The organism is Candidatus Solirubrobacter pratensis (assembly GCF_000425945.1).
Classification (GTDB): Bacteria; Actinomycetota; Thermoleophilia; order Solirubrobacterales; family Solirubrobacteraceae; genus Solirubrobacter; species Solirubrobacter pratensis.
This window is the reverse complement of sequence record NZ_AUEK01000007.1, coordinates 146,744-167,829: the sequence shown is the minus strand read 5'-3', so window position 1 is coordinate 167,829 and position 21,086 is coordinate 146,744. Positions and strand designations below refer to the sequence as shown.

Here is a 21,086-nt window from a genome sequence, read left to right as displayed (position 1 = left end):
GGCGCTAACGGAAATCTCATGACCTCTCCCTCCCCCCGCATCGAGCCGCACGTCTGGCGGATCGCGATCGTCGTGATCCTCGGCGCGATCATGTCGGTGCTCGACACGACGATCGTCAACGTCGCGCTCGAGACGCTCTCCAAGGACCTGCACACGTCGCTGGACGGCATCCAGTGGGTCGTGACGGGCTACCTGCTCGCGCTCGCCGCCGTGATCCCGGTCTCCGGCTGGGCCGCCGCCCGCTTCGGCGCGCGCCGCATGTACCTGATCTCGATCGTCCTCTTCACGCTGGGCTCCCTGCTGTCCGGCCTCGCCTGGTCGGCCCCGACGCTGATCGGCGCGCGCGTCCTGCAGGGCCTCGGCGGCGGCATGATCATGCCGATCGGCCAGATGATCCTGGTCCGCGCCGCCGGTCCGCGCAACATGGCGCGGATCATGAGCGCGATCGGCGTCCCGATCATCCTCGCGCCGGTCTTCGGGCCGACGCTCGGCGGCCTGCTGGTCGAGCACGCCGGCTGGCAGTGGATCTTCTTCGTCAACCTCCCCATCGGCGTCGCCGCGGTGTTCGCCGCGCTGCGCCTCCTCCCCAAGGAGGCGGGGTCGCCCGCGGTGGCCGGTCGCCTCGACGCGCAGGGCCTGGCGCTCGTCGCGACCGGTCTCGTGGCCGTCACCTACGGCCTGGCCGAGACCGGCACGGCGGGCAGCCTCGTCGCCGCCCAGGTGGTGATCCCGACGCTGGCCGGCATCGCGCTCGTCGCCGCGTTCGTGGTCCGCGCGCTGCGGATCCCGAACCCGCTGCTCGACGTGCGCCTGTACGCCAACAAGGCGTTCGCGTCCGCGTCGGTCACGATGTTCGCCCTCGGCGCCGCGCTGTTCGGCGCGATGGTCCTGATGCCGCTCTACTTCCAGACGGTGCGCGGCGAGGACGCCGTCGCGACCGGCCTGCTGATCGCCCCGCAGGGCATCGGCGCCGCGTTCGCCATGGGCCTCTCCTCGCGCTTCGTCGAGCGCCACGGCGGCGGCCTGGTGTCGCTGTTCGGCGCCGGGATCACGATCCTTGCGACGATCCCGTTCGTGCTGATCGACGCCACGACCTCGTACTGGCTGATCGGCGCTGCGATGATCGTGCGAGGCTTCGGCATCGGCATGTCGATGATGCCGTCGATGACCGCCGCGTACGCCGTGCTCCGCCCCGACCAGATCAACACCGCGACGCCGCAGCTGAACGTGCTCCAGCGCGTCGGCGGCTCGATCGGCACGGCCATCCTCGCGGTCGTGCTCCAGAACGGGATCAGCGACCTCGGCGCCAACCCGACGCCGGCCGGCATCGCGAGCTCCTTCGCCACCACCTACTGGTGGGTCCTCGGCATCACCTTCGTCGCGCTGCTGCCGACGATCGTCCTGACCGTCGTCGAGCGCCGCGCGCGCACCCAGCACCAGACGCACGCCGTGCCCGCCGACGCGGTGGTCGAGGCCGCGGCATGACCGTCACCACCGACCGCGAAGCGATCCTGGAGGAGCTGCGCAGCTCCTTCGGAGAGCTGCTCGGCGCCGAGCGCCGGCTCCGCGGCCGGGACCAGCACCGCAAGGCCCGCGAGGGCGGCGAGCTCTCGCACCACCAGATCCGGGCGCTCTTCCACCTGGCCAAGGAGCCCGAGGTCACCGCGGGGTGCCTGGCCAAGAACGCCGAGCTCTCCCCCGCGAGCATGACCGCGATGCTCGACCAGCTCGAGGACTGGGGCTTCGTCGAGCGCCGCCGCAGCGCCGAGGACCGCCGTCAGGTGCTCGTGACGCTGACCGACGAGGGCCGCGAGAAGATGCAGGCCAAGCGCGCGAAGTGGAACGAGACGTTCCTCGCGGCGCTCGGCGAGCACTCCGACGACGAGCTGGCCGCCGCCGTGCGCGTGATGCGCACGATCGGCGGCTTCCTCGACACGCTCGGGCGCGACTAGCGCGCGCGCGTGGCGGCGCGCGACGATCCGCGCGCGAGCGGGCCGAGGATGTCGATCAGCGCCGTGACGACCTCGGGATCGAACTGCGTCCCCGCGCTCCGGCGCAGCTCGTCCGCCGCCTCGGCGGGCGAGCGTGCCGGGGAGTACGGGCGGGTGGCCGTCATCGCCGAGTAGGCGTCGGCCGCCGCGACGATCCGCGCCTCGATCGGGATCGCCGCGCCCGCCAGGCCGTCTGGGTAGCCGGCGCCGTCGTGGTGCTCGTGGTGGTGGCGGACCGCTGCGGCGGCCTCGCGCAGCTGGGCGAAGCGCGAGACGATGTCGGCGCCGGCGGCGGGATGGGTGCGCATCAGCTCCCACTCGGCCGGATCGAGCGCGCCGGGCTTGGCGAGGATCGAGTCCGGGATCGCGGCCTTGCCGACGTCGTGCAGCCAGCCGCCGAGGCGGCAGCGCCAGACGCAGGCGTCGGGCAGCCCGAGCCGCTCGGCGACGAGCGTCGCGAGCAGCGACACCTCGGCGGCGTGCGCCTCGGTCTCCTCCTCACGCAGCGCCGCCGCGTAGGCCAGGGCGCGCGCCATCCCGATCCCCTCCGGCTCGGCGCCGCCCGCCGTGCCGACGCCGGCGTCGGCCACGAGCGAGACACGGTTGCGGCCGCCGCGCTTGGCGGCGTAGAGGCAACGATCGGCGGCCTCGACGAGCGCGTCGAGCGAGTCCCGGCCGCCGCTCGCGCGCACCGCGCCGAGCGAGATCGTCTGCGCGATCAGCACGCCGTCGGCGTCGATCGGGCGCTCGGCGACCGCGACGCGCAGCCGCTCCGCGCGCCGCTCGAGCTCGGCGCCGGACGTGATGTCCTCGAGCAGCACGGCGAACTCCTCGCCGCCCCAGCGCCCGAGGCAGTCGTTGGGCTTCAGCGCAGCGCGGACGCGCCGGGCCAGCTCGACGAGCACGGCGTCGCCGACCGCGTGCCCGTAGCCGTCGTTGACCTGCTTGAAGAGGTCCGCGTCGAGCAGGACGAGCCCGTGCGTGCCCGAGCCGCCGGCCAGCCGCAGGTCGGCGACCTCGGCGAAGTGCCCGCGCGTGGCGGCGCCGGTGAGCGCGTCGACGCGGGCGCTGCGGCGCAGCTCGTCCTCCAGCCGGCGCGTCTCGGTGACGTCGCGGCTGACGCCGTCGTAGAGCAGCGTCCCGTCGGGCTCGCGGCGCGGGCGCAGCCGCTCGTGCACGATCCGCTCGACGCCGTCGACGCCGCGCAGGCGGTACTCGAGCTCGATCGGGCGGCCCAGCGGCAGGTGCTCGGCCAGCGCGCGCCAGCGCGGGAGGTCGTCCGGATGCAGGAAGTCGGTCCAGGAGCGATCGTCGCCGGGCAGGCGTCCGCCGAGCAGCGCCTCGCGGTTCGGTCCGCGGTACACGACCTCGTAGCCGTCGTCGTCGACGCGCAGCGTGAAGAGGTGGTCGTCCATCGCCTCGACCACGCGCGAGATCGCCGCGTGGGCCTCGGCGAGCTCGGCGCGCATGCGCCGCCGCTCGGTGACGTCGGAGACGATGCCCGAGATCTCGATCACGCCGTCGTCGCGGCGCCGCGGGGCGGCGCGGTCGTGGACCCAGCGCGTCACGCCGTCGGCGCCGCGCAGGCGGTACTCGACCTCCGCGCGCTCGCCTTGGCTCAGGCGGCGGTTGAAGGCCTCGTAGGCGAGCCGGTCGTCCGGGTGCAGCGCCGCCTCCCAGTTGGCCATCTCGGCGTCGGCCTCGGCGCCGCCGAGCAGCCGCTCGGCGCCCGGGCCCTGGAAGGTCTCATGGATGCCGCCGCCGGGCAGCACGATCGCCAGGTAGACGTGCTCGCCGAGGATGTCGAGCAGGCTCGAGAAGCGGTCGCGCACCTCGGCCAGGCGCGCCTCCGCGGCGGCGCGCGCGCCTCGGGCTGGCGATAGGCGTCTCACTCTTCCTCCTCCGGGTCATCGACCGGAGCGGCCTTTGATTGAGGCGCCTTCAGTAGTCGGCGTACATCGCCTCGATCGCTTCGGCGTACTTCTCGGCGATCGGGCGGCGCCTGAGCTTCATCGTCGGCGTCAGCTCCTCCCCGCCCGGCAGCCAGTCGCCTTCGATCAGCGTGAAGCGCTTGACCTGCTCGGGGCGCGACAGGGTCGCGTTGGCGGCGTCGACGCCGGCCTGCACCCCCGCCCTCACACGATCGTCGCGGGCCAGGGCAGAGAGGTCGCCGTCGATGCCGGCGCGCGCGGCCCACACCGGCGCGTAGTCGGCGTCGAGCACGATCAGGGCCGTGACGAACGGCCGCCGGTCGCCGATCACGCACGCCTGGCCGATCAACGGCGAGGCGCCCTTGACCGCGGCCTCGATGTTCGCCGGCGACATGTTCTTGCCGCCGGCATCGATGATCAGCTCCTTCTTGCGATCGACGATCGTCACGTAGCCGTCCTCGTCGATCGTCGCGATGTCGCCGGTGTGCAGCCAGCCGGCGGCGTCGAGCGCCTCGGCCGTGCGCTCGGGCAGGTTGCGGTAGCCGGCCATCACGACCGGCGAGCGCACGAGCAGCTCGCCGTCCGGCGCCAGCTCGACCTCGACACCGGGCGCAGACACGCCGACGGTGCCGATCTTGACCGCGCCGGCCGGGTTCGAGCAGCCGGCGCCGCACGTCTCGGACATGCCCCAGATCTCGGCCAGCGGGATGCCGATGGCGTGGAAGAACACGAGCACGTCGCGCGGCGTCGGCGCCGCGCCGACGTTCACCAGCGACGCCTGGTCGAGCCCGATCGCGGCGCGCAGCGGCGCGAACAGCGCCTCGTCGGCCGCCGCGCAGGCCGCGGCCAGATCGGGCGGGACCTCCTCCCCTGCCTGCTCGAGCTCGACGCGCCGCTCGGCGGTCTCGATCAGCGCCGCCTCGCGCTCGCCGAGGCGCGCCTCGACGCCCGCCTTGAGCTTCTCCCACACGCGCGGGACGGCGAAGAACCACGTCGGGCGCACCGCCGGCAGCCACTCGCCGATGCGGCGCGGGTCCGGGCACGTCGTGATCGTCATGCCGTAGGCGACCGGGAGGTAGTGGTGGGCGGTGCGCTCGGCGACGTGCGCGCTGGGCAGCCAAGAGATCACGCGGGCGCCGGGCCCGAAGCCGGCGCGCTCCTGGACGGCGTCCACCGCGGCCATCTGGTTGCGGTGCAGCAGCTGGACGCCCTTGGGCGGCCCGGTCGTGCCGGACGTGTAGATCAGCGTCAGCACGTCGTCGGGGACGACGGCGCGCCAGTGCGGCTCGGCGTCGAAGCCCGGCTCGGCGAGCTCGTGCAGCCGGCCGGCGTCGATCACGTGCTCGACGTGGCCGCAGACGAGCTCCGTGAAGCGCTGCTCGACGATCGCCACCCGCGGCGCGGCGTCGCGGAGCACGTAGGCGACCTGCTCGGGCGAGGAGGTGAGGTAGATCGAGAACGGCACGGCGCCGAGCGTCACCGCCGCCATGTCGGCGAGGTGGAACTCGGGACGGTTGGCGAGCATCAGCGCGACGGTGTCGCCGCGCCCGACGCCCAGTCGCGCCAGCCCGCCGGCCAGCGCGTCGACGCGCCGCAGCAGCTCCGCCCACGTCCACGCGACCTCGTCGTCGCGCGTGCGCACCGCGAGCACGTCACCGTGCTCGGCCGCGGTCCGCCGGAGCGCCTCGGCCATCGTCGCCGCCTGCATGGCGGCAGGCTACCGGGCGCGCCCGCTTACCTGAGGCCGAAGCCTTCCCCGGTCAGGCGCCCGATGTCGTTCGTGAAGCCGATCATGAACAGCCCGATCACGAGCGCGAAGCCGACGAAGCCGGCCCGCTCCATCACGCTGAACGGGATCGCGCGGCCGCGCACCTTCTCCGCCAGCGCCCAGAAGATGTGCCCGCCGTCGAGCGGCAGGAACGGGAACAGGTTGATGACGCCGAGCGAGAGCGAGATGAACGCCAGCACCATCAGGGCGGCGCTCGTGCTCAGCTTGAACGCCTGGCGCGTCGTCTCATAGCCGCCGACCACCGATCCGAGCTGCTTGCGATCCTCGGGCTTGAAGACCTGCGCGATCCGGCTGACCGTGCTGCTGGTGACGTACCACATGTTGTCGGCCGCGGTGCCGGCGGCGTCGACCGGCCCGACGCCGACGCTGGAGGCCTGCTGGCCGAAGCCGATCCGCCACTTCTTCAACGCCTTGTCGTAGAACGGCGTCGCCGACACGGTCTGCGTGCGCCCGTCGCGCCTGATCGTCAGCGAGACCGGCGTGCCCTTGTGCGCGGCGATCGCGTTGCCGATCGACGTCATCTGGCCCTCGACGTCCTTGCCCGCGGGCGCGCGGCCGTCGACGGCGAGGATCTGGTCCTCGGGCCTGAGCACCTTCGCGGCGGGCCTTCCGGGCTCGACGGTCGCGACGCTGGCCGGCGGGCCCGCCTTGCCCTGGTCGAGGTAGACGCCCCACATGATCGCGAACGCGAGCACGATGTTGACCGCGGGACCGGCGGCGATCACTACCACGCGCTTCCACACCGGCTGGTTGAAGTACGCGCGCGCGGCGACGTCCGGCGGCAGCTCCTCCGCCGGGTTCATGCCGGAGATCTTCACGTAGCCGCCGAGCGGGATCGCCCCGATCCCGTACTCGGTCTCGCCGCGCCGCACCTTCGCGATCAGCGGCGGGAAGAACAGCGCGAAGCGCTCCACGCGCATGCCGACGAGCTTGGCGGCGGTGAAGTGGCCGAGCTCGTGCAGCACGATCAGCGCCGCGAAGCCGAGGAACGTCAGCAGCCAGGTCATGCGTGCACCGCGATCAGCTCGCCGGCCAGCCGACGCGCCTCGGAGTCGACGATGTAGAGCGTCTCGAAGCTGTGGACCCGCTGGGACCCGAGCTGCTCGAGCACGCCCTCGATCACGGCCGGGATGCCGGTGAACGACAGGCGGCCGTTGAGGAAGGCGTGGACGGCGACCTCGTTGGCGGCGTTCAGCGCGCACGGCGCGGTGCCGCCGGCGACGGCCGCCTCGCGCGCGAGCCGCAGGCACGGGAACGCGCCGGTGTCGGGCGCCTCGAACTCCAGCCTGCCCAGCTCCACCAGGTCGAGCGGCCGGATCGGCAGGTCGGCGCGGTCCGGGTGATGCAGCGCGTAGCCGATCGCCACGCGCATGTCCGGGTAGCCCATGTGCGCCTTCGTCGAGCCGTCGCAGAGCTGCACGAGCGCGTGGACGATCGACTGAGGGTGCACCACGACGTCGATGCGGTCGTACGGCGTGCCGAACAGATGGTGGGCCTCCATCACCTCCAGGCCCTTGTTCATCAGCGTCGCGGAGTCGATCGTGATCTTGCCGCCCATGCGCCAGGTGGGATGGGCGAGGGCCTGCTCGACCGTGACGTGCTCGAGGTCCTTGCGCCCGCGGAACGGGCCGCCGCTGGCGGTGATGATCAGCTTCTCGACGACGCCGGGCGGCTCGCCGGTCAGCAGGTGGTGCAGCGCCGTGTGCTCGGAATCGATCGGGATCAGCTGCGCGCCGGTCGCCTCCGCGAGCGCCGTCACCAGCTCGCCGCCGACGACGAGCGACTCCTTGTTGGCAAGCGCGACGTCGACGCCCTCCGTCAGCGCCACGATCGTGGGGCCCAGCCCGGCCGAGCCGACGATCGCGTTGAGCACGAGATCGGCGCCGGACTCCGCGACGAGCTGGATCAGCCCCTCCGAGCCGGCCAGGACCTCACCGGCGGTCCAGGCCTCCTCGGCGAGCGCGGCGGCGTCGCGGCTCGCCAGGGCGATCCGGCCAACGCCGTGCTCGCGCGCCTGCGCGACGAGCGCCTCGTGACCCGTGCCCGCAGACAGCCCGACGAGCTCGAAGGCGTCCCCGGCACGGCTCACCACGTCGAGCGCCTGGATGCCGATGGACCCGGTCGATCCCAAGATGAGAAGCCGCTTCACGGAGGCCCATTGTGGCAGCGGGCCTCTCAGCGTCAGGTAAGGGGCAGCGAGCGGTCGCGATGGTTGCCCGGCCGGCGTCAGCGCGCGAGGCGCACGGACACGCGCGGGGTTTATGGTGCCGCCCGTGGAGATTGCGCTGCGCGATACCGGCGGCGACGGGCCGGTGGTCGTGTTCCTGCACGGGCTGCTGGTCGACGGGTCGCTGTGGGACGCCGTCGTGGACCGCCTGCCCGGTCACCGCTGCCTCGTGCCCGAGCTGCCGCTCGGCTCGCACACCGTGCCGTTCCCGGACCGGTCGCGGCTGACCATGGAGGGCATGGCCGATCTCGCCGCCGATCTGCTCGACGAGCTCGGCGTGAGCGACGTGACGGTCGTCGGCAACGACACCGGCGGCGCGATCGCGCAGCTGCTCGTCACGCGGCGGCCCGAGCGCGTCGGCCGCCTGGTGCTGACGCCGTGCGACGCGTTCGAGGTCTTCCCGCCGCCGCTGTTCAAGCCCCTGTTCCTGCTCGGGCGCACGTCGTTGGGCCTGAACCTCGGCATCCAGCCGCTGCGCACGCCGCTCGGCCGGCGGCTCCCGATCGCCTACGGGAAGCTGACCAAGCGCGCGACCGACGCGCAGCTGCGCCGCTGGATCGCCCCGGCGCTCTCGGACCGCCGCGTGCGGGCCGACGCGGCGCACTTCCTGCGCCGCGCGCGCCCCGCGATCACGCTCGACGCCGCCGCGCGGCTGACCGCGTTCGCGAAGCCGGCGACGATCGTGTGGGCGCGGGACGATCCCGCGTTCCCGTTCGCGCTCGCCCGCCGGCTGGCCCAGGTCCTGCCGCATGCCGAGCTGGTGGAGCTGGCGGACTCGCGCGCGTTCGTGCCCGTCGACGCGCCGGACGAGCTGGCACGGATCGTCGCTCAGTCTCCCCAGCCGGGCAGCTGATCCCAGCGCGGCACCTGCTCGGGGTGCCGCAGCCGCAGCAGCTCGCCCGGGAACGTGAGCGGCGGCGCCTTGGACGGGCGCGCGTGGGCCTGCGCGATCACGGCCTCCGTGAGCTCGCGCTTGCAGCCGAGCCGCGGGTAGGCCTCGAAGACGGCGTCGGCCAGGCCGGGAGGCAGGCGGTCCGCGCCGCGCGCCGACACGTCGATCCCGATCCCGGCGTTCGCGAGCGCGACCTCGGGCCGCATGCGATTCGCGATCCCGATCGAGGTGTGCAGGGCGATCGCGTCCCAGACGATCGCGGCGCGCTCGTCGCTCAGCCCGTGGCCGTGCAGGAAGCGCACGGCGGCGTCGGCGCCCTCGACCTCGAAGCGCTGCGGCCCGTCGCCCTCCGGCGTGAGCCCCACGTCGTGCAGCACGCTCGCGAGGAACAGCAGCTCGTCGTCGTGCTCGAGCCCGCCGCCGAGCGCGCGCGCGAACAGGTAGCTGCGCACGCTGTGGTTGAGCAGGTATTCGGGCTCGATCTCGCGCGCCCAGCGCAGCGCGGCGTGAGCAACCTCGGTCTCCGGGAGGCTCAGCGCGTCCATTCGATCTCCCTCGCCCCGGCGGCGGCCGCCTCCGGTCCAAGCTCACGCCCGACGAGCCACAACGCGAGGTCGATGCCCGACGAGACGCCCGCCGCCGTGACGACATCGCCGTCGTCGACGAAGCGCTCGCCGTGCTGGACGTCGGCTCCGTAGCCGGCGAGGTCCTCCAGCGCGCTGTGGTGGGTGATCGCGCGCCGGCCCTCGAGCAGTCCCTCGGCGGCGAGGATCATCGCGCCGGTGCAGACCGCACCGAGCGGGCGGCCGGCTTCATGGCGCCGCCGCAGCGCCGCACCCAGGATGCCGCGCTGCGCCTCCGCCCACGCGCCGCGCGGCCCGCGCGAGCTCCAGTTGCCGCCGGGCACGAGCACGAGGTCGGGATCGCCCAGCACGCCGTGCGGGACGATGCGCGCCCCGCCGGCCGACACCACCTCCTCGCGCGGCTCGGCGGTCACGAGCCGGGTGGGGATGCCCGCGCCGGTCAGCACCTCGAACGGACCGAAGACGTCGAGGTCGTCGAACCCGTCGTAGAAGAGGATCTCGATCTCCATGGCGAGGATTCTCCGCTCGGCCGCGTGGGCAGGCGAGTGGCGGGAATGCCAATGTCCGATACGATCCCGCCAATGCGCCATCACGTCGCGATCCTGGCGCTCGACGAGGTCGTCCCGCTCGACCTGGCGATCCCCGCGCAGGTCTTCGCGGGCTACGAGATGGCGCCGTATCGCGCCACGCTGTGCGCGGAGGTGGCCGGGCCGGTGCGCACCAACGCCGGCTTCTCGGTGGTCGCCGAGCGCGGGCTGGACGCGCTCGCCGAAGCCGACACGATCGTCGTGCCCGGCTTCGAGCGCACGGAGCGCGAGCTCGCTCCGGACGTCCTCGCCGCGCTGCGCGACTCGCCGGCGCGCAAGGTCTCGATCTGCACCGGCGCGTTCGCGCTCGCGGCCGCCGGCGTCCTCGACGGCCGCCGCGCCACGACGCACTGGCGCCACGCGAGCGAGCTCGCGGCGCGCTTCCCCGCGGTGCGCGTGGCGCCTGACGTGCTCTACGTCGACGAGGGCGACGTGCTGACGTCCGCGGGCGTCGCGGCGGGGCTCGACCTCTGCCTGCACATCGTCCGCCGCGACCACGGCGCGGCGGTCGCGCGCGCGTACGCCAAGCGGATCGTGGTCGCGCCGCATCGCGACGGCGGCCAGGCGCAGTACGTCGACGCGCCCGCTCCCGCCCGCGCCGGCTCGTTCGGGGCGACGCGCCAGTGGGCGCTGGAGCGGCTGCACGAGCCGCTGACCGTGCAGATGCTCGCCGCCCACGCCCACGTCTCCGAGCGCACGTTCGCCCGCCGCTTCGCGGCCGAGACCGGCCGCCCGCCGCTGCAGTGGCTGCACCTCCAGCGCGTGGACGCGGCCCGCGCGGCGCTGGAGACGACCGCCGCCGGAATCGAGGACATCGCGTACTCGTGCGGCTTCGGCACCGCCGCGAACCTGCGCAAGCACTTCCGCCGCGTCGTCAAGACGACGCCCACGGCCTACCGCCGCGCGTTCGCCGGCGGGTAGTCCGGGCCGACGCGCGCGCGGGCCGGACCCCGCGCGGCGAAGGCGAGCACGGCATTTGGCACCTGCCGAGGATCGCCCCGGTCCGGAACTGCGCATCGAGAGGCGAGCCCGCGGCTGACGCCCCGAGTTCACGGGCGCTTGTCCGCGTGTGAGCGCCTCGGTGCCAAAACGGCCTCGGTGCCAAAACGATCACCCCCTCGCGTAACGAGCGTCGGTGCGCGAACCTGATCGAATCCAGCGGCTCGGTGATCGATCCCGGTCAGTCGTCCCGGCACGCGAGACAGACCCGCATCCCTTACCAGCGCAGTTCGCTGATCCCGGCGCCCCGCGACATGCGGTGACCGCGCGCGCACCGGCCCGCCACGGCCCCTCGTGCGCGCCGGCCGCGACCCCACCGACGTCGTGCCCGCGTGCGCGCGGAAGACGCGGTTGAAGTGCGGCTGGTCGTCGCTGCTCTTGCGACGCCCGCCGACTTCCTCGCCCCGCCCTCCCGGGCGGCGGCACCGCCGGCCGAGACCTTCTAGGGCCCGCTGGACTTCCTGCCGCGCGCGAGCGGCCGCGCGAACCAGACCGTCAGCAGGACGATTCCGACGAGCAGCGGCGCGATCCACACGATCACGCCGTCGTAGAGGAAATCGGCGATCAGGATCACCGCCAGCACGATCGCGCTGCCGAGGAACACGAGCCCGGCGATCAGGAAGCGGTTCGCCGACTCGATCAGGTACGCGCGGTCGCGCTTGTGGAACCGCACGCGGTGGTTCGCGCTCGGGGCGATCAGGCACGCGGTCGCGGCGCACGTCGCCATCAGCGTCGCGAAGTAGAGGTTCCTCTGCGTGTCGGTGACGCGCTGGAAGCCCTGCTGGAACGGCACCGCGAGCAGGAAGGCGAAGAGGATCTGCACGCCCGGCAAGGCGACGCGGAGCTCGTTCAGCAGCTCCATCATCTGCCGGTCGCGCTTGTCCTCCTCGTCGTTCATGCCACGGCGTGCCAGACGTAGTAGCCGGCGACGAGCGCGAACAGCGCGGCATCCACGCGGTCCAGCACGCCGCCGTGGGGTCCGAACAGGCTTCCCGTGTCCTTCGTACCCATGTCGCGCTTGATCAACGACTCGAAGAGGTCGCCGACCGGCGCCGCGATCGCCACGGCGAGCCCGAGCAGGAGCGCGTCGACGCCGGAGATCCAGTCGCCGCCGTAGGTCCGGCTCCAGTACCAGACGACCAGCGTGCAGAAGCCGGCGCCGATCGCCAGCCCCTCGACGGTCTTGTTCGGCGAGATCCGCGGGGCGAGCTTGCGGCGCCCGAGCGCCCGCCCGCCGATGTACGCGGCGGTGTCGCCGAGGAACGTGCCGAGCAGCACGGTGAGCACGAGCGCGCCGCCGTGATCGAGGCCGCGCAGCAGCGCGGCATGCGAGACGCCGAGGCCGAGCCAGACGATCGCCAGGATCGTGACCGAGATGCTCGCCGTGATGCGCTCGCGCTGCGGCATCGTGACCGCCAGCGCGAACGTCACGGGCACGCTCGCCGCCAGCGCCATCAGCACCGCGTGCTCGTCCCCCGCCGTGCCGGCGACGACCATCCCCAGCACGCCGAGCATCGCCGCCAGCCGGACCGGCCGTGCGCGCTCGAGCATCTGCGACAGCTCGTGCACGGCGATCACGCCGAGCAGGCCGATGCCCGCGGCGAAGATCCAGCCGCCCGCGTAGATGATCGCCGCGGCGAACGCGATCGCCGGAATCGCGAAGAGGATCCGGCGGGCGAGGTCGCCGCCCACCTCAGCGGCTCCCGAAGCGGCGGACACGCGACTCGTAGGCGGCCAGCGCCTCCTCGAAGTCCGCGCGCGAGAAGTCGGGCCACAGGACCTCAGGGAAGTGCAGCTCGCTGTAAGCGGACTGCCAGAGCAGGAAGTTCGAGATGCGCTGCTCGCCGCTCGTGCGGATCACGAGGTCCGGGTCGTGCATCTCGGGCGCGTAGAGCAACGTGCGGAAGGCCTCCTCGCCGCCGCCGCTGTAGCGCTCGGCCGCGTCGAGGATCTCCGCGCGGCCGCCGTAGTTGAAGGCCACGAACAGCGTGATGCGGTCATTGGCGGCGGTCGTCTCCTCCGCCCAGCGCATCTGCTCGACCAGTTCGGGGTTGACCCCCTCGCGCCGGCCGACGAAGCGCATCCGCACGCCCTCGGCGTCGAGCTCGGGCGTCTCGGCGAGGATGCGCGCCGAGAACATCGCCATCAGCGCGCCGACCTCCTCCTGCGGGCGCGACCAGTTCTCGGTCGAGAACGAGTAGACCGTCAGCTCGCGCACGCCGAGGTCGACGGCGTCGCGCAGCCGTGCCTTCACGGTGTCGGCGCCGGCCTCATGCCCTTGCTCGACGGGCAGCCCACGCTGTTGGGCCCAGCGCCCGTTGCCATCCGTGATGATGGCGACGTAGGTGGCGCTCATTGGGCTCCCTCGCCCGGGAGAATCGCCCTCCGGGCGATTGCTCCCAGCGAAACGAGCCCGCAGGGCGAGGCTTCGCCGCTCACACCTCGAGGATCTCGGCTTCCTTGCCCTTGAGCAGGGTGTCGAGCTCCTTGACCTTGTCGTCGGTCAGCTTCTGCAGCGCCTCTTCCGCACGATGCTCGTCGTCCGCGCCCGCCTCGCCGGCGTCGCGCAGCTCCTTGAGATCGTGCATGACGTCGCGGCGGATGTTGCGCAGCGCGACCTTGCCCTCCTCGGTCAGCCCGCGCACCACCTTGACCAGCTGCTTGCGCCGCTCCTCGGTCAGCTCGGGCAGGACGAGCCGGATCAGCGTGCCGTCGTTGTTCGGCGTCAGACCGAGGTCGGACTCCATGATCGCCCGCTCGATCGCCTTGATCGAGCTCTTGTCGTACGGCTGGACGGTGATCATCCGGGCCTCGGGCGCCGAGATCGTCGAGAGCTGCTTGAGCGGCGTGACGGAGCCGTAATAGTCGACGGAGATGCGGTCCAGCAGCGCCGGGCTCGCGCGGCCCGTGCGGACGGATTGGAACTTGATGCGGGTCGACTCCACGGACTTGTCCATGTGCTCCCGCGCGTCCTGAAGCAGATCGTCGATCACGTCGTCACCAGCGTTCCCACTCGGTCGCCGGAGACTATCCGGTTGATGTTGCCGTCGTCGGCCATGTTGAAGACGTGGATGTTGAGGTGATTGTCCATGCAGAGCGACAGCGCCGTCGAGTCCATCACCTTCAGGCCGCGCTGCAGCGCGTCGCGGGCCGTGATCTCGGAGATGAACTCCGCGTCCGGGTCGGTGCGCGGGTCGGCCGTGTAGATGCCCTCGACGCCGTTCTTGGCCATCAGCAGGACCTCGGCGTGCATCTCCAGCGCCCGCAGCGCCGCCGCGGTGTCGGAGGTGAAGAACGGATTGCCCGTGCCGGCGGCGAAGATCACGATCCGCCCCTTCTCGAGGTGGCGCATGGCGCGCCGGCGGATGTAGGGCTCGGCGACCTCGGAGACCGTGATGGCCGACTGCACGCGCGTGTGCACGCCGAGCTTCTCCAGCGCGTCCTGCAGCGTCAGCGCGTTCAGGACGATCGCGAGCATGCCCATGTAGTCCGCGGTGGCGCGGTCCATGCCCTCGGCGGCCTCGGAGAGGCCGCGGTAGATGTTGCCGGCGCCGAGCACGACCGCGATCTCGACGCCGCGGTCGTGTACGTCCTTGAGCTGCTTGGCGATCGCCGACACCGTCTCAGGATCGGTGCCGTAGTCGAGCGGGCCCATCAGGGCCTCGCCCGACAGCTTGATCAGGACCCGCTTGAAGACGGGGTCTTCGCTCAATTAGCTTCCCACCGCGAAGCGGGCGAAGCGGCGGATGACGACGTTCTCACCCATCGTCCCCGACAGCTCCGCGCGCATCTGCTCGATCGTCTTCTTGTCCTCCAGGTGCTTGACGTGCACCTGGTTGAGCAGCACGACCTCGTCCATCCAGGCCTTCAGCTTGCCCTCGGCGATCTTCGGCCGGATGTGCTCCGGCTTGTCGGCGGCCTGCTGCTCGAAGACGCGCACCTCGGCGTCCTTGTCGGCCTGCGGGATCTCGTCCTCGGTGACGTACTTCGTCGACGGCGAGGCGGCGATGTGCAGCGCGATGTCGCGCGCGAACGCCATGAAGTCGTCGTTGCGGGCGACGAAGTCGGTGTTGCAGTCGACCTCGACGAGCACGCCGATCTTGCCGTTGCCGTGGATGTAGGAGGCGACGGTGCCCTCGGTGGCCTCGCGGTCACCGACCTTGAGCGCCTTGTCGCCGAGCTTGACGCGCAGCAGCTCGACGGCGGCGTCGTGGTCGCCGCCGGTCTCGGCCAGGGCGTTCTTGCAGTCCATCATGCCGGCGCCCGTCGCCTTGCGGAGCTCGGCCACCTGCTTCGCGGTGATGGTGGGAGCGGTCACTTCGAATCCTCGGTCTTGGTGGTCTCTTCCGCGGCCTGAGCGACCTCGCTGGGACCGGGCTCAGGGGCGGGGGTCTCCTCGCTCTTGGCCTCGGCGGCCTTCGCGCGCGGCGTCTCGGGGGCGGCCTCGGGCGCCGGGGAGGCGGCGTCCTTCTCGCGCTCGTCCGCGTCCGGGTTCTCGATCGTCTCCTGACGGCTCGGGCCCGGGCTGCCGGCGGCCGGCGCGGCGGGCTCCTCGGCCGCCTGGGCGGCGGCCCCCGCCTCGGCGGACCGGCGCCCCTCGACGGGCCGGCCCGCGGCCTCGACGGCGGCGGCGACGGCGGCTTCGGCCGCGTCGCGCGGCTCGCCCTCGCCGGCCTGCGTCAGCGCCTCCTCGGCGGCGGCGCGCTCGGCGGCCTCGGCCGCGGCACGCTCCTCGGCCTCGCGGCGCGCGCGCTCCTCCGCGTCGCGGCGCGCCTGCTCCTCGGCCTCGCGGCGCGCGGCCTCCTCCTCGGCGCGGAAGCGCTGGCGGCCCTGCTGGACCACGTCGCCGATCGCGGCCGTGATCAGGTTGCAGGCGCGGATCGCGTCGTCGTTGCCCGGGATCACGTAGTCGATCCCGTCCGGGTCGCAGTTGGTGTCGACCAGGCCGATGATCGGGATCCGCAGGCGCTGGGCCTCGCGCACGGCGATCGCCTCGGTCTTGAGGTCGATCACGAACATCGCGTCCGGGACGCGCTGCATGTTCTTGACGCCGCCCAGATTGGCCTGCAGCTTCTCCAGGTCGGCCTCCGCGGACAGGCGCTCGCGCGTCGGCAGCAGCGACAGCTGGCCTTCGGACGCATAGCGCTCGAGGTCGTGCAGGCGCCGGATCCGCGCCGACATGGTCTGGTAGTTGGTCAGCAGGCCGCCGAGCCAGCGATGGTTCACGTACGGCATCCCGGCCGCCTCGGCGACCTCCTTGATGCCGTCGCGCGCCTGCTTCTTGGTCCCGACGAACAGCACGGTGCCGCCGCGGTGCGAGATCTCGGCCGCGAAGCGCTGCGCCTGCTGCAGCAGCGCGTGCGTCTTCTCGAGATCGATCAGATAGATGCCGGTGCGCTCGCCGAAGATGAAGCGGCGCATCTTCGGGTTCCAGCGACGCGTCTGGTGGCCGAAGTGGACTCCAGCCTCCAGCAGCTCCTTCAGGCCGACTTCAGCCATCGTGGAGGACTCCCTTGTGTTCGGTTGGATACGGCAGCCCGGGCATCGAGGTGGCGCGGACCCGGCGAATCGGTACGCCGGGCAGGGTCGCGGCCTCGGGGTCGGCACCATGCCGGCCCGGGGTTCGTGGACAGTTGCGGGAGAATGTTAGCCCCTCGCAGCAAGTTCCTCCGGACGCCGTCGTTAGGGCCTCTTGGCGGGCCGATTCGCCTCTTCCCCTACACCGGCGGGTCGGCTCGTTCCCCTGACGCCAGCCGGAGGGCCTTGACAAGGTCCTCCGGCAGCGGCGCCAGTACGTCGATGGATTCCCCGCTGACGGGGTGATCGAACGCGAGCCGCGCGGCGTGCAGGAACTGGCGGTCAAGCCCGAAGCGCCCCGGACGGCCGTACTCGGGGTCGCCCGCGACGGGATTGCCGATCGCCAGCAGGTGCGCGCGGATCTGGTGCGTGCGGCCGGTCTCGAGCCTGACGCGCAGCAGCGTCGCGTCCTCGAACGCCTGCTCGGTCGCGAAATGCGTGACCGCGTGGCGCGGGTTGTCGGTGTCCGACGACATCCGCGTCCGGACGCGGCGGTCGCGCCCGAGCGGCGCGTCGATCGTGCCGGCGCGCGCCGGCGGCCGGCCGTCGACGAGGGCCAGGTACTCGCGTGTGATCCGCCGCTCGCGCAGCGCCGCCTGCAGCGCGGCGTGCACGTCGTCGCTGCGCGCGAGCACGAGCAGGCCGCTGGTGTCGCGGTCCAGCCTGTGCACCACGCCGGGGCGGCCCGGATCGGGACCGCCCGCCACCCGGCCGGCGAGCGCCTGCACGAGCGTGCCGTGGTCGTGGCCTGGAGCGGGATGCACGACGACGCCGGCCGGCTTGTCGATCACGAGCAGGTGCTCGTCCTCGTAGGCGATCGCGAAGCGCGCCTCCGGCACCTCCGGCGGCGTCTGCTCCGCCCGCTGCTCGACGGTGATCTCCTCGCCGCCGGACAGCACGTGCCGCTTCGGCTGCGGGCGCCCGTCGACGCGCACCAGCCCGTCGTCGATCAGCCGCTGCGCGGCCGTGCGAGAGCCGGCGTGCGCGGCGAGGAACACGTCCAGCCGCTCGCCCGCCGCGCCGGCCGGGACCTTCAAGACGGCTTCCTCTCCAGCACGAGCACGAGCACGATCACGCCGACCGTGACGGCGATGTCGGCGACGTTGAAGGCCGGCCAGTGCGGGAGCTTGATGAAGTCGGTCACGCCGCCCTCGCGCACGCGGTCGATCAGGTTGCCCGCCGCGCCGCCGAGCAGCAGCCCGGTCGGCAGCCACACGAGCGGCCGCCGCAGGTGCGTGACGAAGAACGCCAGCAGCGCGGCGAGCGCGAGGATCGCCACGATCACCACCAGCGGGCCGCCGCCGCGCAGGACGCTGAACGCGACGCCGGTGTTCTCGGTGTGGATCAGCTTGACCCCGGGGAGCACCTTGATCTGCTCGAACGGATCGATCTGCGCGCGCACGATCGCCTTGGTCACCTGGTCGGCGGCGATCACCGCGATCGCCACCAGAGCGGCGCGCAGCGCCGTACGGCCCGGGCTCATCCGGGCGAGATCAGGTTCACGAGCAGCTGGCCGCCGAAGATCAGCACCAGGATCCCGACCATCGGGCTCAGGTCCACCGGGCCGAACTGCAGGCCGAGCTTGCGGAAGATGCGCAGGTACGGGTTCGTGACGTCGCGCAGGAAGTCGAGCACGGCGTTGACCGGGCGCGAGTACGGGATCCGCACGCCGAAGGAGAGCACCCAAGACACGATGATCCACGCGAAGATGATCAGCGTGTAGACCGTGATCAGTGCGGACAGGAAGTCCGCGATCTGCTGCCGGGCATCGTTCACGTGGTCAGGCTCCTAGAACGTCGTCCATCGCCGCCGCCAGCGCCGCTCGCACGCCGCCGCGCTCGAGCGCGTTGAGGCCCTTGGCCGTCGTCCCGCCCGGCGACGCGACGGCACGCCGCAGCGCCAGCGTGTCGCCACCGCGCTCGCGCAAGAGGGCTGCCGCTCCGGCCATGGTCTCTGTGACGAGCGTAGTGGCGATGGACGGCTGGAGGCCGTGGCGGATGCCGGCGTCGATCCATGCCTCGGCGAGCAGCGCCCAGTACGCCGGTCCGACGCCCGAGCACGCGCCGGCGGCGCTCATCAGCCGCTCCGGCAGCTCGACCACCGTGCCGAGCCGGCCGAAGTGCGCCTGCAGGTCGGCGTAGAGCTGCTCGTCGACGCCCTCGTCGTCGGGCTCGGCGAACGCGAGCACGCCCTGGCGCAGCTCGACGGGCGTGTTCGGCTCCACCCGGAACACCTGCGCGCCGGGGATCGCGGCGCGCACCTCGGCCTGCGTGGTGCGGGCCAGGATCGTCACGACCACGCGCGCCGCGCCGGCGATCTCGCTCGCCACGAGGTCCAGCTGGTACGGCTTGTGGGCGAGGATCACCACGTCCGCGCGCTCGGCGAGCTCGCGATTGGACGCGACCGCCTCGCCGCCCAGCTCCTGCGCGAGCTTCGCCGCGCGCCCGGAGCCGGTGTCAGTCGCGAGCACGGGGTCGCCCCAACCGCGCGCCAGCGCGCTCGCCATGTTGCCCGATCCGATGTAGCCGACCCTCATGCGGCCGGTGAGTCTACGACTGGTTGAAGAAGCCCTTCTCGATCAACGCCGCACGCTCCTCCGCGGAGACCTCCACGTTGCGCGGCGTGAGGAGGAAGACCTTGTCCGCGATGCGCTGCATGCCGCCGTCGAGGGCGTACGTCAGACCGGACGCGAAGTCGATCAGCCGCTTGGCGAGATCGGACTCGGATCCCTGCAGGTTGATGATCACCGGGATCGCGTCCTTGAACTTGTCGGCGATGTCCTGCGCGTCGTTGAACGACTTGGGCACGACGAGATGCACGCGGACCTCCCCGCGTCCGTTGGCGGCCCGGCTGCTCGTGCCGCCGACAGGCCGCAGCACCGTCGTGCGGCGCTCGGCGGCCGGAGGGTCGTCGCCGAAGATGTCGTCGATCTCGTCGCGCCGGCGGCGGGACGAGAGGCGGCGCACGTTGGGACGCTCGCGATAGCGGCTCTCGAGCTCCTGCTCGGGCTCGCGGACGTCCTCAACTTCTTCTTCGTAATAGTCGCGATCCTCGGCGAGGCCGAAGTAGACGCCGACTTTGCGCAGCGTGTCGCTCAGGGCCATGGTCGGGAAGTCGTTCGCGAAGCGGGGGAGTTTCCCTGCATCCGTAAAGCTTACGCGTAGAGGATGGTGCCGATGCGCACGATCGTGGCGCCTTCGGAGGCGGCGACGGCGTAGTCCTGCGAAGTTCCCATCGAGAGCTCCGGCAGCCCGTGCTCGGCCGCCAGCTCGGCCAGCGCCGCGAAGTAGGGGCGGCTGTCCTCCGGATCCTCGGCGTACGGCGGCATCGTCATCAGGCCGCGGACCGGTACGGGCGAGCGCTCGAGGTAGGCGGGCAGCTCCTCCGGCGCGATCCCGGCCTTGCCCTCCTCGCCGGCGACGTTGACCTCGAGCAGAATCGGCGTCGTGGCGCCCTGGAGCCGGCGCAGCGCGGACTCCGAGGCGACCGAGTGGATCAGCTCGACGTGCGGCAGGATCTGCTTGACCTTGCGCGACTGCAGCTGGCCGATGAAGTGCCAGCGGAACTCGGGGTGGGCGCTCGCCTTGACCTCGAGGTCCTGAGCGCGGTTCTCGCCGAGCAGCATCACCCCGGCCTCGCCGAGCACGCCGAGCTCGTCCAGCGCGACGTACTTGACGGCCGCGAGGATCTGGACGTCCGGGCCGACCTGCTCGCGCACGCGCTCGAGGTTGTCGCGGACGCGGTTGGCGTCGAGGCCGGTGATCAGGCGCGGCATACGACCCCCGCCTGGCGGCCGGTGACGCCGCGGTCGCGGCGGTGGGAGAAGAACTCCGGCGAGCAGATCGTGCAGACGCCGGTGTCGTGGACGATGCCGACCCCGGCCGCGCGCAGCTGGGCGGCCGCCACGGCGGCGAGATCGAGGTTGCGCTCGCCGCGGCGGGCGCCGTAGGCGGCGAACCGCGCGTGGACCTCGTCGCCCACCTCGTAGCAGCAGCCGCGCGCGCCGGGGCCGATCGCGGCCTCGATCTCGCCCTCGCCGCCGACGTCGCGCAGCGCCCGCACGCCCTCGGCCACGATCCCGCCGGCGAGCGGGTGCCAGCCGCAGTGCAGCGCCGCGACGCCGCCGGGCGCGGCCAGCAGCACCGGCAGGCAGTCGGCGACGAACACGAGCGCGGCGGCGTCGGTCAGCGCCGTCGCCTGCCCGTCCTCCTCGGCATAGGGCCGCCGCTCGGAGGGCGGCTCGGCTGCGCGGCGCACGGTCGCGCCGTGCACCTGGCGCCCGTAGCAGACGCGCGGCCACGGATGGCCGATCTGCTGCCCCATCCGGCGCCGGTTCTCTCGGACGTTCTCCGGCTCGTCGCCGGTCAGCAGCCCGAGGTTGAGCGAGTCGTACGGCCCCGTCGACACGCCGCCGCGCCGGCTGGTGAACAGCAGCCGGGCGCCGGGCAGCTCGGCGGCGATCTGATCGTTCTCCCAGCGGAACGGCGCGGGCAGGTCCACGCCGGAGAG

General features: G+C 72.6%; 24 protein-coding genes. 4 read left to right on the top strand and 20 right to left on the bottom strand.

Translation table 11 applies throughout. The features are described 5' to 3' along the window. The first annotated feature begins 18 nt into the window (after nucleotides 1–18). Together H958_RS0107775 and H958_RS42965 are read left to right on the top strand one after the other, a co-directional pair. Nucleotides 19–1,485, top strand: a complete 1,467-nt coding sequence (locus tag H958_RS0107775) for a DHA2 family efflux MFS transporter permease subunit (protein ID WP_028058243.1) — start codon at nucleotides 19–21, stop codon at nucleotides 1,483–1,485. Further along, nucleotides 1,482–1,952 (top strand): MarR family winged helix-turn-helix transcriptional regulator, encoded by a 471-nt coding sequence (locus H958_RS42965; protein ID WP_051323979.1) that lies wholly within the window; start codon nucleotides 1,482–1,484, stop codon nucleotides 1,950–1,952. The genes H958_RS0107775 and H958_RS42965 overlap by 4 nt, the downstream gene beginning before the upstream one ends. On the opposite strand, the gene H958_RS42960 is transcribed toward H958_RS42965, so the two are convergent. Genes H958_RS42960 through dxr form a run of 4 tightly spaced genes read right to left on the bottom strand, consistent with a single transcriptional unit; the run spans nucleotide 1,949 to nucleotide 7,860 of the window. Then, on the bottom strand, nucleotides 1,949–3,883 hold the full coding sequence (locus H958_RS42960) for a sensor domain-containing diguanylate cyclase/phosphohydrolase (protein WP_051323978.1): 1,935 nt from the start codon (nucleotides 3,881–3,883) through the stop codon (nucleotides 1,949–1,951). The two genes, H958_RS42965 and H958_RS42960, sit on opposite strands and share 4 nt — an antisense overlap. Nucleotides 3,884–3,932: 49 nt before the next feature. Continuing rightward, nucleotides 3,933–5,630 carry an AMP-dependent synthetase/ligase gene (locus tag H958_RS0107760; protein WP_028058242.1) on the bottom strand — a complete coding sequence of 566 codons (1,698 nt, stop codon included), beginning with the start codon at nucleotides 5,628–5,630 and terminating at the stop codon, nucleotides 3,933–3,935. Between the two features lie 26 nt (nucleotides 5,631–5,656). Next, a complete protein-coding gene (locus H958_RS0107755) occupies nucleotides 5,657–6,718 on the bottom strand; it encodes a M50 family metallopeptidase (protein ID WP_028058241.1) in 1,062 nt (353 codons plus the stop codon). Continuing rightward, the gene (gene dxr, locus H958_RS0107750) at nucleotides 6,715–7,860 is read right to left on the bottom strand and encodes a 1-deoxy-D-xylulose-5-phosphate reductoisomerase (protein WP_028058240.1); all 1,146 of its coding nucleotides are present in this window, start codon (nucleotides 7,858–7,860) and stop codon (nucleotides 6,715–6,717) included. Before dxr ends, H958_RS0107755 begins: the two co-directional genes overlap by 4 nt. Before the next feature lie 124 nt (nucleotides 7,861–7,984). Here dxr and H958_RS0107745 point away from each other — a divergent pair, with 124 nt between their 5' ends. Then, nucleotides 7,985–8,791, top strand: a complete 807-nt coding sequence (locus H958_RS0107745; protein WP_028058239.1) for an alpha/beta fold hydrolase — start codon at nucleotides 7,985–7,987, stop codon at nucleotides 8,789–8,791. On the opposite strand, the gene H958_RS0107740 is transcribed toward H958_RS0107745, so the two are convergent. Both H958_RS0107740 and H958_RS0107735 read right to left on the bottom strand, forming a co-directional pair. Continuing rightward, nucleotides 8,767–9,375 carry an HD domain-containing protein gene (locus tag H958_RS0107740; protein WP_028058238.1) on the bottom strand — a complete coding sequence of 203 codons (609 nt, stop codon included), beginning with the start codon at nucleotides 9,373–9,375 and terminating at the stop codon, nucleotides 8,767–8,769. The genes H958_RS0107745 and H958_RS0107740 overlap by 25 nt on opposite strands. Then, nucleotides 9,363–9,923 carry a DJ-1/PfpI family protein gene (locus H958_RS0107735; RefSeq protein WP_028058237.1) on the bottom strand — a complete coding sequence of 187 codons (561 nt, stop codon included), beginning with the start codon at nucleotides 9,921–9,923 and terminating at the stop codon, nucleotides 9,363–9,365. The genes H958_RS0107740 and H958_RS0107735 overlap by 13 nt, the downstream gene beginning before the upstream one ends. Before the next feature lie 72 nt (nucleotides 9,924–9,995). Between H958_RS0107735 and H958_RS0107730 the strand changes: the two genes are divergently transcribed. Further along, nucleotides 9,996–10,922: a GlxA family transcriptional regulator gene (locus H958_RS0107730; RefSeq protein ID WP_028058236.1), complete on the top strand. Its 927-nt coding sequence runs from the start codon at nucleotides 9,996–9,998 to the stop codon at nucleotides 10,920–10,922. A 520-nt stretch (nucleotides 10,923–11,442) separates the two neighbouring features. Here the strand turns inward: H958_RS0107730 and H958_RS0107725 are convergent. The 14 genes from H958_RS0107725 to H958_RS0107660 form a co-directional block, all read right to left on the bottom strand. After that, nucleotides 11,443–11,898: a DUF6328 family protein gene (locus H958_RS0107725; protein WP_028058235.1), complete on the bottom strand. Its 456-nt coding sequence runs from the start codon at nucleotides 11,896–11,898 to the stop codon at nucleotides 11,443–11,445. Beyond that, complete coding sequence (locus H958_RS42955) at nucleotides 11,895–12,692, bottom strand: phosphatidate cytidylyltransferase (RefSeq protein ID WP_051323977.1); 798 nt, start codon at nucleotides 12,690–12,692, stop codon at nucleotides 11,895–11,897. Before H958_RS42955 ends, H958_RS0107725 begins: the two co-directional genes overlap by 4 nt. Before the next feature lies 1 nt (nucleotide 12,693). After that, complete coding sequence (uppS, locus tag H958_RS0107715) at nucleotides 12,694–13,356, bottom strand: polyprenyl diphosphate synthase (protein WP_028058234.1); 663 nt, start codon at nucleotides 13,354–13,356, stop codon at nucleotides 12,694–12,696. A gap of 79 nt (nucleotides 13,357–13,435) precedes the next feature. Next, entirely contained in the window at nucleotides 13,436–13,993 is a 558-nt protein-coding gene (frr, locus tag H958_RS0107710) for a ribosome recycling factor (protein WP_028058233.1), read from the bottom strand. Further along, nucleotides 13,990–14,712, bottom strand: coding sequence for a UMP kinase (pyrH, locus tag H958_RS0107705; RefSeq protein ID WP_028058232.1), 723 nt, complete (start codon nucleotides 14,710–14,712; stop codon nucleotides 13,990–13,992). The genes frr and pyrH overlap by 4 nt, the downstream gene beginning before the upstream one ends. After that, nucleotides 14,713–15,318, bottom strand: a complete 606-nt coding sequence (gene tsf, locus H958_RS0107700; RefSeq protein ID WP_028058231.1) for an elongation factor Ts — start codon at nucleotides 15,316–15,318, stop codon at nucleotides 14,713–14,715. It lies immediately after the preceding gene. Next, nucleotides 15,315–16,499 carry a 30S ribosomal protein S2 gene (rpsB, locus tag H958_RS48950; protein WP_081685700.1) on the bottom strand — a complete coding sequence of 395 codons (1,185 nt, stop codon included), beginning with the start codon at nucleotides 16,497–16,499 and terminating at the stop codon, nucleotides 15,315–15,317. Before rpsB ends, tsf begins: the two co-directional genes overlap by 4 nt. A gap of 218 nt (nucleotides 16,500–16,717) precedes the next feature. Further along, nucleotides 16,718–17,614: an RluA family pseudouridine synthase gene (locus H958_RS35795; protein WP_037409700.1), complete on the bottom strand. Its 897-nt coding sequence runs from the start codon at nucleotides 17,612–17,614 to the stop codon at nucleotides 16,718–16,720. Then, nucleotides 17,611–18,060, bottom strand: a complete 450-nt coding sequence (gene lspA / locus H958_RS0107685; protein WP_028058230.1) for a signal peptidase II — start codon at nucleotides 18,058–18,060, stop codon at nucleotides 17,611–17,613. The genes H958_RS35795 and lspA overlap by 4 nt, the downstream gene beginning before the upstream one ends. Further along, nucleotides 18,057–18,353 (bottom strand): YggT family protein, encoded by a 297-nt coding sequence (locus tag H958_RS0107680; RefSeq protein WP_028058229.1) that lies wholly within the window; start codon nucleotides 18,351–18,353, stop codon nucleotides 18,057–18,059. The genes lspA and H958_RS0107680 overlap by 4 nt, the downstream gene beginning before the upstream one ends. Nucleotides 18,354–18,357: 4 nt before the next feature. Next, nucleotides 18,358–19,113 (bottom strand): pyrroline-5-carboxylate reductase family protein, encoded by a 756-nt coding sequence (locus H958_RS35790; RefSeq protein WP_051323976.1) that lies wholly within the window; start codon nucleotides 19,111–19,113, stop codon nucleotides 18,358–18,360. Nucleotides 19,114–19,126: 13 nt separating this feature from the next. Next, complete coding sequence (locus H958_RS0107670; RefSeq protein WP_028058228.1) at nucleotides 19,127–19,681, bottom strand: cell division protein SepF; 555 nt, start codon at nucleotides 19,679–19,681, stop codon at nucleotides 19,127–19,129. A 50-nt stretch (nucleotides 19,682–19,731) separates the two neighbouring features. Then, nucleotides 19,732–20,352 (bottom strand): YggS family pyridoxal phosphate enzyme, encoded by a 621-nt coding sequence (locus tag H958_RS0107665; protein ID WP_051323975.1) that lies wholly within the window; start codon nucleotides 20,350–20,352, stop codon nucleotides 19,732–19,734. After that, nucleotides 20,340–21,077, bottom strand: a complete 738-nt coding sequence (locus H958_RS0107660; protein ID WP_051323974.1) for a polyphenol oxidase family protein — start codon at nucleotides 21,075–21,077, stop codon at nucleotides 20,340–20,342. Before H958_RS0107660 ends, H958_RS0107665 begins: the two co-directional genes overlap by 13 nt. Nucleotides 21,078–21,086: the final 9 nt, after the last annotated feature.

Bases quoted from the DNA above. Each gene is read 5' to 3' on its own strand.
- lspA (WP_028058230.1), bottom strand. From the start codon at position 18,060: ATGAGCCCGGGCCGTACGGCGCTGCGCGCCGCTCTGGTGGCGATCGCG.
- rpsB (WP_081685700.1), bottom strand. From the start codon at position 16,499: ATGGCTGAAGTCGGCCTGAAGGAGCTGCTGGAGGCTGGAGTCCACTTC.
- H958_RS0107740 (WP_028058238.1), bottom strand. From the start codon at position 9,375: ATGGACGCGCTGAGCCTCCCGGAGACCGAGGTTGCTCACGCCGCGCTG.
- uppS (WP_028058234.1), bottom strand. From the start codon at position 13,356: ATGAGCGCCACCTACGTCGCCATCATCACGGATGGCAACGGGCGCTGG.
- H958_RS35790 (WP_051323976.1), bottom strand. From the start codon at position 19,113: ATGAGGGTCGGCTACATCGGATCGGGCAACATGGCGAGCGCGCTGGCG.
- H958_RS0107775 (WP_028058243.1), top strand. From the start codon at position 19: ATGACCTCTCCCTCCCCCCGCATCGAGCCGCACGTCTGGCGGATCGCG.
- H958_RS0107665 (WP_051323975.1), bottom strand. From the start codon at position 20,352: ATGCCGCGCCTGATCACCGGCCTCGACGCCAACCGCGTCCGCGACAAC.
- H958_RS0107760 (WP_028058242.1), bottom strand. From the start codon at position 5,630: ATGCAGGCGGCGACGATGGCCGAGGCGCTCCGGCGGACCGCGGCCGAG.
- H958_RS0107755 (WP_028058241.1), bottom strand. From the start codon at position 6,718: ATGACCTGGCTGCTGACGTTCCTCGGCTTCGCGGCGCTGATCGTGCTG.
- H958_RS0107725 (WP_028058235.1), bottom strand. From the start codon at position 11,898: ATGAACGACGAGGAGGACAAGCGCGACCGGCAGATGATGGAGCTGCTG.
- H958_RS0107730 (WP_028058236.1), top strand. From the start codon at position 9,996: ATGCGCCATCACGTCGCGATCCTGGCGCTCGACGAGGTCGTCCCGCTC.
- H958_RS0107735 (WP_028058237.1), bottom strand. From the start codon at position 9,923: ATGGAGATCGAGATCCTCTTCTACGACGGGTTCGACGACCTCGACGTC.
- H958_RS0107670 (WP_028058228.1), bottom strand. From the start codon at position 19,681: ATGGCCCTGAGCGACACGCTGCGCAAAGTCGGCGTCTACTTCGGCCTC.
- H958_RS42965 (WP_051323979.1), top strand. From the start codon at position 1,482: ATGACCGTCACCACCGACCGCGAAGCGATCCTGGAGGAGCTGCGCAGC.